The organism is Thermincola ferriacetica (assembly GCF_001263415.1).
GTDB classification, from domain to species: Bacteria; Bacillota; Thermincolia; order Thermincolales; family Thermincolaceae; genus Thermincola; species Thermincola ferriacetica.
Genome location: NZ_LGTE01000040.1, coordinates 1 through 14,206, shown reverse-complemented (window position 1 = coordinate 14,206; position 14,206 = coordinate 1). Strand labels below are relative to the sequence as shown.

The following is a 14,206-nucleotide window of genomic DNA, read 5'->3' as shown; positions in this document are numbered from 1 at the left end:
GCGGGTCAGAGGCCAGCAGGTCAGAGGCCGGCAGGTCAGAGACCGGCAGGTCAGAGACCGCCTGGTCAGGCAGCGCGGCCGGCAGGTCAGGGGCCGAGGCCGGCAGGCCAGAGACTACCCGGTCCGGGTCCTCAAGCAACGCAACCCGTAGCTGCAGCGCCGGAACAAACGGTTCGTGGCGAGCAGCGGAAAGACCGGCAGAAAAACTGGGAGCGACCGCATAGAGTGAAAGAAAAGGAAAAGCTTGAACAAAAAGTTATGGCTCCCAAACAGAAAAAAGACAAAGCTGAGGTCCAAAAACCTGCCGGCAGTCAACCGCCCAAACAGGTTAAACCTATTGAAATCCATGGTGATACCATTTCGGTTAAAGATTTGGCCATGAAAATGAATAAGTCAGCCGGGGAATTGATTAAAAAGTTAATGGGCTTGGGCGTAATGGCCACTATCAATCAGGAAGTAGATGTAGAGACCGCTGAAATTTTGGCCAACGAGTTTGGATTTGAAGTTGACATAAAAGTTGACGAGTCTACTTATGATTTTATTGAGGAAATAGAGGATGACCCGGCAGATTTGGTTCCACGTCCCTGTGTGGTTACTGTAATGGGACATGTCGACCATGGTAAGACCTCTCTGTTGGATGCCATAAGGGAATCCAACGTAACTGCCAGTGAAGCCGGCGGTATTACTCAGCACATCGGAGCATACCAGGTTGTGCATGACGGCAAAAAAATTACGTTCCTGGATACTCCCGGCCATGAGGCTTTTACTGCCATGCGGGCCAGGGGAGCGCAAGTGACGGATATTGCCATCCTTGTTGTTGCCGCAGATGACGGTGTTATGCCTCAGACCGTGGAGGCCATTAACCATTCCAAGGCTGCAGAAGTACCTATAATTGTGGCTATCAATAAAATCGACAAACCTGATGCTCGACCGGAACGTGTTATGCAGGAACTGACCGAACACGGACTGGTTCCTGAGGAATGGGGAGGAGATACCATTTGTGTTCCGGTATCGGCTAAAACCCGTGAGGGTCTGGAAAACTTATTGGAAATGATTTTGTTAGTGGCTGAGGTCCAGGAATTAAAAGCTAACCCTAAACGGTTGGCCAAGGGTACCGTTATAGAGGCTGAGCTTGATAAAGGCCGCGGTCCTGTGGCTACTGTTTTGGTTCAGACAGGAACTTTAAAAATAGGTGATTCCATTGTGGCCGGAACAGCCCATGGCAAGGTACGTGCCATGATAGATGACAAGGGACGCAGGGTTAAAAAGGCCGGCCCTTCCACACCCGTGGAGGTGTTAGGACTTTCCGATGTTCCGCAGGCCGGAGATATTTTCCATGCCGTGAAGGACGATAAGACGGCCAAAACTATAAGTGAAAAAAGATTGGCCAAAAAACGGGAAGAAGAACTTAAGGCCACCACTAAAGTATCCCTCGACGATTTGTTTAAACAAATTCAGGAGGGTAATGTTAAGGAACTCAATATAATTATCAAAGCTGATGTCCAGGGGTCTATAGAGGCATTGAAGCAATCCCTTATGAAGCTAAGTACTGATGAAGTAAGGGTTAATGCCATTCATGGCGGTGTCGGCGCTATTACAGAGACCGATATCATGTTGGCCTCTGCTTCCAATGCAATTGTTATCGGTTTTAACGTCAGACCTGACGCTAATGCTCGCAAAGCGGCAGAAACAGAAAAAGTTGATATCCGTCTTTATCGGGTTATCTATAATGCAATAGAGGATGTCAAAGCCGCTATGCAGGGCCTACTCGATCCTGAGTTCAAGGAAGTCATTATCGGCAGGCTGGAAGTCAGGGCTATATTCAAGGTATCCAAGGTCGGTACAATTGCCGGGTGTTATGTAGCAGAGGGCAAAATCACCAGAAATGCCCAGGTTAGGGTTATCAGGGACAACATTGTTATCCATGAAGGAAACCTCGGTTCATTAAAACGCTTTAAAGATGATGTGAAAGAGGTATCGGAAGGCTACGAATGTGGCATTATGATAGAGAACTATAATGATATACAAGAGGGGGATGTCATCGAAGCCTTTATTATGGAAGAGGTTACACGGGAGCTATAAGTGGAGAAGAATTAGGTTTTGGGGGTGGCAAATATGTCAGGCCATCGGGCTTCCAGAGTAGCAGAAGCGATTAAAAAGGAAGTTACCCAAATGCTGGGCGGCGAAATAAAAGACCCCAGAATAGGTTTTGTCACCGTAACGGGTGTAGAAGTGTGTCCGGATTTGCGGCATGCGCGCATCTATATCAGTGTGTACGGTAGTGATGAAGAGAAGGCACAGACTTTGCAGGCATTAAATAAAGCCAAGGGTTTTGTCCGGTCCGAATTGGGGAAGCGGATCAGATTAAGATACACTCCGGAAGTAGAATTCCGGTTTGATGAATCGATTGAACGCGGAGCAAGGATTATGGAGCTTCTAAATCGGGTTCAGAAGGATGGAGGCAATGATGAACAATAACCTGGATCAAGTGGCGGAGGCCATACGGAAGGCTAAACATATAATTGTTTGCGGCCATGCTATGCCTGATGGGGATAGTATAGGGTCTACCTTGGCTATGGGATTGTTTCTGAAGTCTATGGACAAAAAAGTCACTATGTTGACCCCTGATCCTATACCCCAAATATATGGATTTCTTCCGCTGGTCCAGGAAATCAAACCTCCAGAAGAATTTCCTGATGACGCAGATACTGCGGTGATTCTCGATTGCACTGACTTAAACAGGGTAGGGGCATATTTGGCCGACCGTTTGAAAAAAGTGCCGGTGTTAATAAACATTGACCATCATATCAGTAATCAGGTTTATGGTACTTATAACTATATTGATGCGACGGCAGCGGCTACCGGAGAACAGGTTTACCGGTTAATTAACGTTTTCGATAAACCTGTAAACCAGGACTTGGCCACCTGCCTTTACGTAGCTTTGGTCATGGACACAGGTTCGTTCAGATATGAAAATACAACCGACAAAACACACATGATATGTGCTGAGCTGCTCAAAACAGGCATTAATGCAGCTTATATCAATACATGCCTGTTTGAAAACAAGGATGTGACAGGGTTACTCCTTTTGGGCAGGGCCTTATCAAGGCTAAAGGTTTCAGACTGCGGAAGGGTAGCCTGGATATCCATTCCTCTTCAACTGGCCCAGGAATTGGGCGCCAAAGATGAGCATGCAGAGGGTATCGTAAATTACCCCAGACAGGTTAGGGGAACAGTAGTTGGGTTGTTATTCAGGGAGATTGCTCCGAACAGGGTGAAAGTCGGATTCCGGTCGAAAGAAACAGTCGATGTCAACAAACTTGCTGCCTTCTTTGGCGGCGGAGGACATCCGAAGGCAGCCGGCTGCCAGATAGAAATGCCGCTCCAGGAAGCCGAAGAAAAAGTTCTTGCGGCAGTTCTTGCTCACATTGGAAATAGTCATTGTTGAGGAGGGACTTTTAAAAGTGGACGGTATTATTAACGTTTTGAAACCCCCAGGGATGACCTCCCATGATGTGGTATCTTTTTTGCGGAAAACTTTCCAGACACGCAAAGTAGGACATACCGGGACTCTAGACCCCGGTGTTCCCGGGGTTTTAGCTGTATGTATCGGCAAAGCCACCAGGGTAGCCGAATTTCTTACGGAAGGAACCAAAAGCTACCGCGGGATTATAAAATTTGGGATAACGACAACTACCCAGGACGGTTTTGGCGAGATTACTGAGGTAAAGGATGCTTCTTACCTGAAACAAAGTGATATAGCCGATTGTTTTAAAAAGTTTATTGGTGTTATTGAGCAGGTTCCGCCCATGGTATCGGCGGTAAAAATCGGTGGCAGGAAACTGTACGAATTGGCCCGGCAGGGGAAAGAAATAGTTCGTCCGCCGCGGACAGTAGTTATTCACTCTCTGATTATTAAAAGGTTTGCGAATTTAGGTAGCGCCCATCCGGAAGTAATGTTTGACGTTACCTGTTCCAAAGGGACTTATGTAAGGACTCTATGCCATGATATCGGACAGGCTCTTGGCTGCGGAGCATATATGAGCTACCTGATTCGCACATCTTCCGGCCCCTTTAAGTTAATGGATGCGTACACCCTGGAAGAAATTGATGAACTTGCCCGGAAACAAGAGGTCCTTAAAGCCTTGCAGCCTATAGACAGTGCTTTGATAGGCTTTCCGGTGATTCTGGTGCGTGAGAGCGCTGTAAAAGCAGTTATTAACGGGAATAAAATTTATCCCTCAGGACTTGTGACCGAACCGGGTGAAATCGCGCAGGGCTGTTTGGTCAGGTTGCAGGACAAAAATGGGAGTTTACTGGCAGTAGCAGAAGCAAAGGTTGAAAAATTGGGAGACAGGAAAAGAAGGGTTTTTCAGCCGATTAAGGTTTTTGGTTAGAGGGGAGAAACCATGGAAGTATATTACGACATAAGAGACGTGAAAAATTATCCCAATCCGGTGGTGGCGCTTGGTAATTTTGACGGTGTCCACCTGGGACACCGGGAGTTGGTCAGAAGAACGAGAAAGATGGCTGACGAAATTTCCGGAACCCCAGTTGTATTTACTTTTGATCCCCACCCTCTAAAGGTTTTGCTACCTGATAGTTATCCACCTTTGTTATTACCGAAGGAAGAAAAAATAAGAATGATGGCTGAATTGGGGATTGCCGTGATGGTCATAGCCGGTTTTTCCGGGCGGATGGCTAATCTGGAACCTGCTGACTTTATGAAAAAAATATTGGTCGAAGGTGTAGGAGCGAAAGGAATTATTGTAGGATATAATTTTTCTTTTGGTAAAGGCGGTAAAGGGACACCGGAACTTTTAAGAGAGTATGCTCCGGAAGGAAATTACAGAGTTGATGTGGTTCCGCCGGTAACTGTGGACGGCGTTGAAGTGAGCAGTACTTTGATTAGGCAGTTGCTGCTTCGCGGCGAGGTTACTGAAGCCAGAAAATATTTGGGTTATTTTCCCTATGTGAGGGGTAAAGTCGTTTATGGGGTACAACTGGGACGGAAAATAGGTTTTCCGACAGCCAACCTTGATCTGAACCATGAAATCCTGGTTCCGGCCAAAGGAGTATATGCTGTCCGGGTTTCCGGTCTTGGGGAGAAGCATTGCGGTGTTGCCAATATCGGCAATAAACCAACGTTGAAAAAGGAAAATCCCGTAAATTTAGAGGTACACATATTTGATTTCGATGGCAATCTTTACGGCCACGAGATTAAAGTGGAGTTTGTTGCGCGCCTGCGTGCCGAAAAGTCTTTTCGGGACTTAGAGGAACTGACCCGGCAGATTTGTATTGATGCTGGTCTGGCAAGGAGAATCCTTAATCACGTTCCTGAGAATAAATGACATGTTGGGTAAATATAATTTTAGAAAGAAATTTATTATCGGGCACTTTTTTACGGCTGGAGCACAATTGCTTTATTTACAATAATGTGATTGTATGCTAAAATATTACGGTAACGTCCCGGTAGGAAAGGAGACGTTGACATGGCCTTGCCGGATTCCGCATATTGTGAACAGGATGTTCAGAAGTTTGTCAAGGATATTGCGGAGATTCTTTTCAGCGAGGAATTTAATGCCCTACGGCATGAGTTGGAAAACCACTATTTTAATGCCAATATAGAAAACGCTTTTATCGCGGCATTTCAGGATGCCCTGTTTGCCATATTGGCTCAGGAAGACAAAATATTTATATATCCAAAAGGATATGAGAAGTAGGTAAAAGGGATATCTGGATGCGGGTTATCATTACCGAGCATGCGCGCAAACGGTTAAAAGATGTGCGCCAGGAAAAGATAACTTACGCGGACATAATTAATGCAGCCAGGGAAATACCGGGCTGTATTCCGACCGCTACCAGATTTAAAGGATTTTTTGCCAAATCAGGAAGAATTTTTGATATTGTTGCCAAAGATATTTCTTCAGGGCGATTAGTAATTACAGTGATAGGAAAATAACAGTGATAATTATCCGGTGTAGAACCGGTTAATTATAGACAAGAACCATTGGCTAGGTTTATTCGTTTCCTCGGCGGTATACTTGGCTAATGGCGATTTATAAAAAAAGAGGAGGTGAAGATTATGGCGCTGTTATCGGAGCAGAAAAAGGAGATTATTAATAAGTACAAGCTGCATGAGGCTGATACGGGTTCTCCGGAAGTGCAGATTGCCATCCTTACCGAAAGGATTAATTATCTCACTGAACACCTGCAGCAACATAAAAAGGACCACCATTCCAGGAGAGGCTTACTGAAAATGGTTGGTCAAAGGAGAGCTTTGTTGAATTACTTAAAGAAAAAAGATTTTGACCGGTACCGTAACATAATCGAGAAACTTGGTTTAAGACGGTAATAAAAAGCGGGGTAATACCCGCTTTTTGTTGTACAATTTCACGGCTGGCAGGACTGAGCAGAATACCTTTTTAAAAGGTGGAAAAAGCGGTTATTTTTTATGCAATGCAGGAAATACTAGGATATATGTCGAACTACAATTTGTTGGCATGTATTTCAAGAGGAGGTTATGACTTTAATATTATGGATTCTAGCCCAGTAATTATACGTAGTTTCCCTATTGGCGGCCGGGAAATGGTAATTGAAACCGGTAGGATGGCCAAGCAAGCGACAGGTGCAGTATTTTGCCGCTATGGTGACACTGCCGTTTTAGTTACAGCAACGTGTTCGCCTGAGCCCCGGGAGGGAATAGACTTCTTTCCTTTAACGGTTGATTACGAGGAACGTCTTTATGCTGTTGGGAAAATTCCGGGAGGGTTTATCAAAAGGGAAGGACGGCCCAGCGAAAAGGCTATTTTGTCCAGCCGGCTGATTGACAGGCCTATCCGCCCCTTGTTTCCAAAGGGTTACAGGAATGATGTACATATTGTAGCCACCGTTCTGTCTGTTGACCAGGACAATGCTCCTGATGTGACAGCTATTAATGGAGCTTCGGCTGCCCTTATGATATCCGGCATTCCGTTTCTTGGACCTATTGGAGCGGTAGTTGTCGGACGGGTTGACGGCAAATTCATTATTAACCCGACAATTGCCCAGGCGGAAGTAAGCGATATGCATCTAACGGTAGCCGGTACCAAAGACGCAGTTATTATGGTGGAAGCGGGCGCCAAGGAGGTTCCTGAAGAAGTTATCCTGGAAGCTATTTCTTACGGACATGAGGAAATCAAAAAAATTGTATCATTCCTCGAGGATTTCACCCGGGAATGTCTGGATGCCGGTGTTGCCAAACCACGCCAAGAGCCGGTATTATTTCTGCTGGATGAAGAAATCGAGAAACAGGTCCGTGAATATGCTTACGATAAAATGTTTGACACCTTAAAAGAGTGTATCGAAAAACGTTTCCCCAAAAAGCAACGGGAAGATTTCATAGAGAACGCCAAAGAGGAAATCAAAACATACTTTGCGGAAAAAGTCTTTCCCGAAGATGAAGCCGCTTTAAAACATGTGGCTGACGCCGTTAATAAACTGGAAAAAGAGATAATGCGCAAGTTTATCATTCAGGACAGAGTCAGGATAGACGGTCGTAAACTGGACGAGGTGCGTCCCATCGAATGTCATGTGGGGATTCTACCAAGGACCCATGGGTCGGGCCTTTTTACCAGGGGCCAGACTCAGGTTTTGACCGTAACAACGCTGGGAGCTGTCGGTGATGAGCAGATTTTGGACGGGCTTGGGGTGGAAGAATCTAAACGCTATATGCACCACTATAATTTTCCACCTTACAGTGTGGGAGAAGCCCGTTTCATGCGCGGCCCCGGACGGCGTGAAATTGGTCACGGAGCCCTGGCTGAAAGAGCGCTGGAACCAATGATTCCATCGGAAGATGAGTTTCCTTATACCATCAGGTTAGTATCCGAGGTGTTGGAATCAAACGGGTCTTCTTCTATGGGTAGTGTTTGTGGGTCTACCCTTTCACTGATGGATGCCGGCGTACCTATCAAACGTCCTGTATCCGGAGTGGCCATGGGGTTAATCAAAGAGGAAGATACCTTCGCCGTGTTGACTGACATCCAGGGTATGGAAGATCACTTAGGCGACATGGATTTCAAAGTGGCCGGAACTGAAAAAGGTGTTACGGCTATTCAGATGGACATCAAAATTGCCGGGATCAGCAAGGAAATCTTGCAGGTTGCTTTGACACAGGCCAGGGAAGGCAGAATGCATATATTGTCTAAAATGCTTGAAGTAATTGATAAGCCAAGGCCTGAAATTTCACCTTATGCCCCGCGTATCATTACCTTTACCATTGATCCCGAGAAGATAAGAAATGTTATCGGTCCGGGCGGCAAAACGATTAAAAAGATTATTGATGAAACGGGTGTAAAAATTGACATTGAAGATGACGGCCGTGTATTCATTGCCGCCGTTGACGAGGAAGCCGGCCGAAGGGCACGGGAAATAATAGACAAACTTACTGCCGATGTGGAAGTCGGTAAAATGTACCTAGGAAGGGTAGTAAAGATTATGGATTTTGGCGCCTTTGTAGAGGTGCTGCCCGGCAAGGAAGGCCTCGTTCATATATCTCAGTTAGCCGAACAAAGGGTAGGCAAGGTGGAAGATGTTGTATCCGTTGGTGATGAGATAATGGTTAAAGTAACCAAGATTGATGAACAGGGCAGAATAAACCTGTCCAGGAAAGAAGCCCTGAAAGCGCAACAGCAGACTGAAAGTTAAAGAAAAACATAAACCGGTTCCGGTTTATGTTTTTTGCCGTTTAATGAAGTCCGATGGGGCGCCGTTTAAAACAGGCTTAACCTGATAAGTGCTTGATGAGTCTGTAACGAGTGGAGGAAGAGTTATGAGAATAGGTATGCATGTAAAAATTGGCCAGGGCCTGCCGGAAGCGGTCAAATCGGCCGTTTCATACGGATGTAATACTTTTCAGATGTTTTCAAGAAGCCCAAGAGGAGGTAAGGCGCGCCCTTTTACTGAGGAAGAGCTCAATGAGTTTCATAGGTTAGTAACGGAAAATAAGATTTTCCCTGTAATAGTACATATGCCTTATATTTTAAACCTGGCTAACCCCGATGAAGAAATGCACAAATATGCTGTCCGGCTCATCCTGGAAGATCTGGAACGTGCCGATCAACTGCAGGCGCAGTACTTGGTACTGCACGTCGGCTCTCACCGGGGAACCGGAGAGGAAATAGGTTTGCGGCAGATGGTAAATGGTTTGGCAGAAATAATCAACAACTATGCCGGCCAGGTGACCATTTTGCTAGAGAATACTGCCGGCGCAGGCCATGAGTTAGGCTACCGATTCGAGCATTTGGCGTGGATCATGGAAAGACTGAAAACAGATAAAGTGGCCGTTTGTTTTGATACTTGCCATGCTTTTGGCGCCGGTTATAACCTGGTTACGGAGGAAGCTGTGCAAAAAACTTTACAGGATTTTGACAGCGTTATTGGTCTGCATTTGCTTAAAGTTATTCATGCAAATGATTCCGCCTACCCGCTTGGGTCAAAAAAGGACAGGCATGCCCACATTGGCAAGGGCCTTATTGGCCCCGAAGGCTTTCGGACGCTGTTGCATGACCAAAGACTTCATGAGGTGCCGTTTATTCTGGAGACTCCTGTAGATAAAGAAGGTGATTGGGTAAGCAACTTGAAGACCTTGCGGTCATTGGCAGAATAAACAAACATTACCGCAATCATACAATAGCCTTTATTTAGTTGATTTTATAAGTTTTTTACTGCATTTTGCGGTTTTTTTTTATTTGTTGCGGTATTTTGCGTACCTAATATGTTTTAAAAAGTTTTGTGCAGTTGCTTAAAGTTCTTAATTCCGTTATAATCGGAAAAGTATTAGAGCCCCCTTGAATTTGTCCTTCACGGAAGGAGAAAGGAGAGGAGACTGTATGACGGATAAGGATTTTAAGCTTTTTTTCACATTCAGATCAAGCAGAGAATTCTTAATTGGTTTGAAAAATGTTTGCAAAAACTTTTTACAAAATGAGTTTTTGCCATTTTGGAAAAAGGCTAAAATGGTTTTAAAAGCGAAAATGTTTTCATTAGAAAAAGGTTGTAAGAATTTGTCAGAAAAAATAAACAATAATTATTTGGAAAAATATCTAAAGGTTCTCTTTATCTTGGGTATCATTGTTTCCATGATGTTTGCCACTGTTGTTCCAGGTTTTGACAGCCAGAAAGGATTAAACAGAATTCTGAGTTTCGGAAAAATGGGGTCTGACGTAAGGTGGGTTCAGCACAAACTCAACGAACAAGGTTTTCAGGTTGGAGCTGTGGATGGGATTTATGGCTTCACCACCTTAAACCGGGTCAAAGAGTTTCAGAAAAAGAACAACCTGGCCGTTACGGGTACTGTAGATGAAAAAACCTTTGCCCGGTTAAACGGTACCGGCGAGGACAATGGCAGAAAACAGCACGTTGGTAGGAATAGTTTCGGTGTAAAACTTTCGGAGAAAGATCTGCTGCTATTGGCCAGGGCTGTAAACGGCGAGGCCAGAGGAGAACCTTTTGAAGGACAGGTTGCCGTCGCAGCTGTAATTCTAAACAGGGTAGAATCTCCCCAGTTTCCCAAGTCCGTCCCCGGTGTAATATTTCAGAGGGGCGCCTTTGATGCTGTTGAGGACGGTCAAATATGGTTACAACCGTCAAGGGAGGCTATCCGTGCTGCTTATGTAGCTGCTCAGGGTAAGGACAACACAGGGGGTGCTCTCTATTATTTCAATCCTGCGAAATCCACCAGCAGGTGGATATGGACCAGGCCACAAATTAAACAAATTGGCAACCACATTTTTGCCAAGTAGACTCTTCCTTTCCCCAGGGGCTGCCCAACCAATTTTGGGCAGTCCTTGTTTCTTTTGCAAAGTAAATGGTCCAAATTCCCACGAGGAAAGTTGTTGAAACATGTCTAAATGTATAACCATACCCCGCCAATACAAGGAGGTGTTAACATAATTAACAATTAAAGTAATATATGGGAGGGAAGTAATGAGAAGTAGTAGAAGAATCATTATTGCAACTATTCTGTGTATCATTTTTGTGCTTGTATTCACAACCTCGAGTTTTGTTGCCGGAGCGGAACCTGCTGACGTATATTACAAGGTTCAGCCTGGTGATTTTCTATGGCTGATTGGCTGGAAGTTTGAATCTCCTGTGGAAGCAATTATGAGCGCCAATAAACTTACGTCTACCCAGATAGTGCCGGGTCAAGTCTTAAAAATTCCCAAATCCACGGGCTATGTACGGGAAGCGCCTAAATCAGCCGCTTACACGGTTGGGTCAGGCGATAGCCTTTACCTGATTAGCCGGCGATTTGGCATTGGCATAAGTGAAATAATGGCAGCCAATGGGTTGAAGAGTTCTACCATCTATGTGGGTCAGTCACTTAAACTTCCTGTACCCGCTCAGGCGCGATATACCGTACAAAATGGGGATACCCTCTACTTAATTGCCAAAGAATTTAACGCTAACATTGAGATGTTGAAGCTGGTAAACAAAATGAAATCTGATTTGCTATGGGTGGGGCAGGTTTTGTTTGTACCTGAAAAGGCGCAGGTTCCGGTTAGTCCTCAGGATATCGAGATACCGAACGAAACTAAAGAACCTCAGGTTCCGGCGCCAGCAGAACCACCTAAACCGCCTATCCCTTATGGCGGACAGTGGGGGATAATACCGGAGGGAGTAGTTTTATACCATACCAAAGCCGGCGACAACCTTTGGCTGCTAGCCCAACGCTTCGGTACCACGGAAGCTGCAATTACGGCTACCAATCACCTACATACAGACTTGCTCATGGTCAACCAACCCCTGTTTATTCCGCAGAACAGCGATCAACCCGTTACGATTCCGTACCCCGAAGCGAACCGAAAAGAAGGCTATGGGGAGCTTATGGATTGGGAATACGTTTCCTGGGTATTTGATACCCACAACGTAGCCACATTGAAAGACCTCGATACAGGCAAGAGTTTTCGAGTTCGCCGGTTGGGCGGTTCAAACCATGCCGATGTAGAACCTTTGACCGCCGCCGATACGGAAATTATGAAGGAAATCTACGGCGGACAATGGAGTTGGAACAGAAGAGCTGTACTGGTTTACGTAGATGATAAGGTGATTGCAGGTTCCATGGCCGGTATGCCCCACAGTATTCAAACCATAGCAGATAACGATTTTCCAGGACATTTTGACCTGCATTTTTTAAACAGCAGAACGCACAATAGCAACACAATTGATACCAAGCACCAGGAAATGGTGCAGAAGGCGGCGGGGAATTAATTTAGTACATTCAAGTGTTTCCGCACTGGGAAATGTTATTTGGAAAAATATATTGTTTGCTATATGGCCCAAATCACCGACCCGATGAATGCCATCCATGGGTCACAGTCGCTACGACCCACCTTGGACTTCGCCGGTGATTTGGGCCATTCCGGTTGTTTTAGCTTTGGCAATAGCTGGGAGTGGACAGGAATACTATAACTACCTGAATATGTCTGTACATCCATATGTTAATCAGAAATATTAATAATAGGAACAATTAGAGCGTCTTTGCCAGCCTTTCTTTGGCAATTTATACTTGATTTAAAAGATTAAGCCAAAGAAAGGGGAGGGGAAAAATTTTTATACCAAAGCGGATTTGTGTTGTGCTATTTGCACTGAGCATTTTTATGATTTTTGAGAGCCAAAGACTTTTAGCTTTTGCCCAGCAATATGATAACATAACGGTAAAAGAAAAAAATGCTGTGGACAAGCTGTCGGCTGTCAGGCCTGTTATCGGGCCTACCAAATTTGACAGGGTTAAAAAGATTTATTGGGAAAAAGTAAAATCTGCATATTTTGAAAGGGTTGGTTATTATGCTGAAGACTGGCCCGGTGATACAGGGTCTCTGCGATCGATTGAAAAATATGGCCAGTATATGACTGCAGTAGTTCCTTTTGCATATCGAGTGGATAAATACGGTAATCTTAGCGGACAGTTAACCGGTAATTTGTTGCGGGCTGCTAATGAAAAAAGGCTAAATGTATTAGTACTGGTACATAACTTTAACAATAACGGCTTTGACCGGCAATTGATTAGTGCTGTACTTAACGATAGCAAAGCGCGTAACAATCTGATTGCAAACATTTTAAAACTAATCAGGGAAAAGACATTGGCCGGTGTCAATATCGATTTTGAAAATATCAGCCCCAGTGAAAGAAATAAGTTTAATGATTTTCTTAAGCTGCTGAAGGATAAGCTCCGGGCGGAAGGGTACCTGCTAACGGTTTCCGTACCGGCCAAGACCTGGGATAATAAGCAAGACGCTTGGAGCGGCGGTTTTGATTACCGGTTCATTGGCAGCGTGGCCGATAGGGTAATGTTAATGACTTATGATGAGCACTGGTTCGGTGGGTCACCGGGGCCTATTGCTTCTCTTCCCTGGGTAGAAAATGTTCTTAAATTTGCAACAAGCCAGATTCCCAAGGATAAGTTATTGTTGGGTATAGGAACCTATGGCTATGACTGGGGACAAAAAGGAAAAGGCAGAACCGTATCTTCGAGCAAAGCTTTGCAACTGGCCAAGCAACACGGGGCTAAAATACAATGGGATGCCAAGGCCCAGGTACCCTATTTTTATTATTGGACAAGCGGTGAAAAACGCACCGTCTGGTTTGAAAGTACCCAAAGTGCTGCTTTGAAGGCCCAATTGGTGAAAAAATATGATGTCGGAGGTATTGCTGTGTGGAGACTCGGCTTCGAAGATGGAGCTTTTTGGGAAACCATGAGCAGCAAGCTGGCCCGATAAAATAAACTCCACTTAAAATCGACCTTCTCAACAGCTTAGGGGAGAGGTGTTTATTATACCTCTTCAGGCAAAGGTTATTCTAAAAAATTCGGGGAAGTTAAATTTTTTCCGGAGCGGGGCTTTAAGGGTGGGTGTGGTGGCTGGGCTACCCCGGAGCTTGGTGCTGAAGAATGACGGCAGGGTGGGAGGGTTTCTCTGCTACCTGGGAGCTTGGTGCTGCAAACCCTGGCCGGGCAGGCAGCGTTCCCGAACTCGATGGCTCATGTTGCATTTCTAATAAGTCAGGCCGCCTCCCGTCCGGACACGCAATCTGCGTTGAGCGCCGGACTTCCCGGCGGCCTTCGCCATCTGCAAACATGCGGGAACTTCCTGCCTGCCCGGCTGCGGTTTTGCGGGCGCAGTCGCTCCCAAACGGTAGCCGGAGAACCCGGCTCACCCCTCCAATT

Annotated in this window: 14 protein-coding genes; 13 read left to right on the top strand and 1 reads right to left on the bottom strand. The window is 45.4% G+C overall.

Annotated elements, in window-relative coordinates; all coding sequences use genetic code 11:
* The 13 genes from infB to Tfer_RS15130 all read left to right on the top strand — a co-directional run.
* Window positions 1-2,082: translation initiation factor IF-2 (gene infB, locus Tfer_RS15190; protein ID WP_052219130.1), on the top strand; the 2,082-nt coding region annotated here is incomplete at its 5' end.
* Between the two features lie 33 nt (window positions 2,083-2,115).
* Complete coding sequence (gene rbfA, locus Tfer_RS15185) at window positions 2,116-2,478, top strand: 30S ribosome-binding factor RbfA (RefSeq protein ID WP_013120252.1); 363 nt, start codon at window positions 2,116-2,118, stop codon at window positions 2,476-2,478.
* Window positions 2,465-3,448: a DHH family phosphoesterase gene (locus Tfer_RS15180; RefSeq protein ID WP_160315577.1), complete on the top strand. Its 984-nt coding sequence runs from the start codon at window positions 2,465-2,467 to the stop codon at window positions 3,446-3,448. Before rbfA ends, Tfer_RS15180 begins: the two co-directional genes overlap by 14 nt.
* 16 nt (window positions 3,449-3,464) lie before the next feature.
* Complete coding sequence (gene truB / locus Tfer_RS15175; RefSeq protein ID WP_052219128.1) at window positions 3,465-4,397, top strand: tRNA pseudouridine(55) synthase TruB; 933 nt, start codon at window positions 3,465-3,467, stop codon at window positions 4,395-4,397.
* 12 nt (window positions 4,398-4,409) lie between these two features.
* On the top strand, window positions 4,410-5,351 hold the full coding sequence (locus Tfer_RS15170; RefSeq protein WP_052219127.1) for a bifunctional riboflavin kinase/FAD synthetase: 942 nt from the start codon (window positions 4,410-4,412) through the stop codon (window positions 5,349-5,351).
* A gap of 141 nt (window positions 5,352-5,492) precedes the next feature.
* Entirely contained in the window at window positions 5,493-5,723 is a 231-nt protein-coding gene (locus Tfer_RS15165; RefSeq protein ID WP_013120256.1) for a hypothetical protein, read from the top strand.
* 17 nt (window positions 5,724-5,740) lie between these two features.
* Window positions 5,741-5,962 carry a hypothetical protein gene (locus Tfer_RS15160; RefSeq protein WP_013120257.1) on the top strand — a complete coding sequence of 74 codons (222 nt, stop codon included), beginning with the start codon at window positions 5,741-5,743 and terminating at the stop codon, window positions 5,960-5,962.
* A 123-nt stretch (window positions 5,963-6,085) separates the two neighbouring features.
* Window positions 6,086-6,355 (top strand): 30S ribosomal protein S15, encoded by a 270-nt coding sequence (gene rpsO, locus Tfer_RS15155; RefSeq protein ID WP_052219126.1) that lies wholly within the window; start codon window positions 6,086-6,088, stop codon window positions 6,353-6,355.
* Window positions 6,356-6,537: 182 nt separating this feature from the next.
* Window positions 6,538-8,688: a polyribonucleotide nucleotidyltransferase gene (gene pnp / locus Tfer_RS15150; RefSeq protein WP_052219125.1), complete on the top strand. Its 2,151-nt coding sequence runs from the start codon at window positions 6,538-6,540 to the stop codon at window positions 8,686-8,688.
* A 124-nt stretch (window positions 8,689-8,812) separates the two neighbouring features.
* Entirely contained in the window at window positions 8,813-9,649 is an 837-nt protein-coding gene (locus Tfer_RS15145) for a deoxyribonuclease IV (protein WP_013120260.1), read from the top strand.
* A gap of 397 nt (window positions 9,650-10,046) precedes the next feature.
* Window positions 10,047-10,784 (top strand): spore cortex-lytic enzyme, encoded by a 738-nt coding sequence (gene sleB, locus Tfer_RS15140; RefSeq protein WP_200901051.1) that lies wholly within the window; start codon window positions 10,047-10,049, stop codon window positions 10,782-10,784.
* 184 nt (window positions 10,785-10,968) lie between these two features.
* Window positions 10,969-12,252 (top strand): LysM peptidoglycan-binding domain-containing protein, encoded by a 1,284-nt coding sequence (locus tag Tfer_RS15135; RefSeq protein ID WP_052219123.1) that lies wholly within the window; start codon window positions 10,969-10,971, stop codon window positions 12,250-12,252.
* Between the two features lie 365 nt (window positions 12,253-12,617).
* The gene (locus tag Tfer_RS15130) at window positions 12,618-13,760 is read left to right on the top strand and encodes a glycosyl hydrolase family 18 protein (RefSeq protein ID WP_052219122.1); all 1,143 of its coding nucleotides are present in this window, start codon (window positions 12,618-12,620) and stop codon (window positions 13,758-13,760) included.
* A 145-nt stretch (window positions 13,761-13,905) separates the two neighbouring features.
* On the opposite strand, the gene Tfer_RS16380 is transcribed toward Tfer_RS15130, so the two are convergent.
* A partial coding sequence (locus Tfer_RS16380) for a hypothetical protein (RefSeq protein ID WP_207642460.1) occupies window positions 13,906-14,206 on the bottom strand: 301 nt, incomplete at its 5' end.

What these genes read in the sequence shown, in the direction of transcription:
- rbfA (WP_013120252.1), top strand. Translation starts at nt 2,116, where the DNA reads ATGTCAGGCCATCGGGCTTCCAGAGTAGCAGAAGCGATTAAAAAGGAA.
- Tfer_RS15165 (WP_013120256.1), top strand. Translation starts at nt 5,493, where the DNA reads ATGGCCTTGCCGGATTCCGCATATTGTGAACAGGATGTTCAGAAGTTT.
- rpsO (WP_052219126.1), top strand. Translation starts at nt 6,086, where the DNA reads ATGGCGCTGTTATCGGAGCAGAAAAAGGAGATTATTAATAAGTACAAG.
- Tfer_RS15135 (WP_052219123.1), top strand. Translation starts at nt 10,969, where the DNA reads ATGAGAAGTAGTAGAAGAATCATTATTGCAACTATTCTGTGTATCATT.
- Tfer_RS15145 (WP_013120260.1), top strand. Translation starts at nt 8,813, where the DNA reads ATGAGAATAGGTATGCATGTAAAAATTGGCCAGGGCCTGCCGGAAGCG.
- Tfer_RS15160 (WP_013120257.1), top strand. Translation starts at nt 5,741, where the DNA reads ATGCGGGTTATCATTACCGAGCATGCGCGCAAACGGTTAAAAGATGTG.
- Tfer_RS15170 (WP_052219127.1), top strand. Translation starts at nt 4,410, where the DNA reads ATGGAAGTATATTACGACATAAGAGACGTGAAAAATTATCCCAATCCG.
- Tfer_RS15180 (WP_160315577.1), top strand. Translation starts at nt 2,465, where the DNA reads ATGATGAACAATAACCTGGATCAAGTGGCGGAGGCCATACGGAAGGCT.
- pnp (WP_052219125.1), top strand. Translation starts at nt 6,538, where the DNA reads ATGGATTCTAGCCCAGTAATTATACGTAGTTTCCCTATTGGCGGCCGG.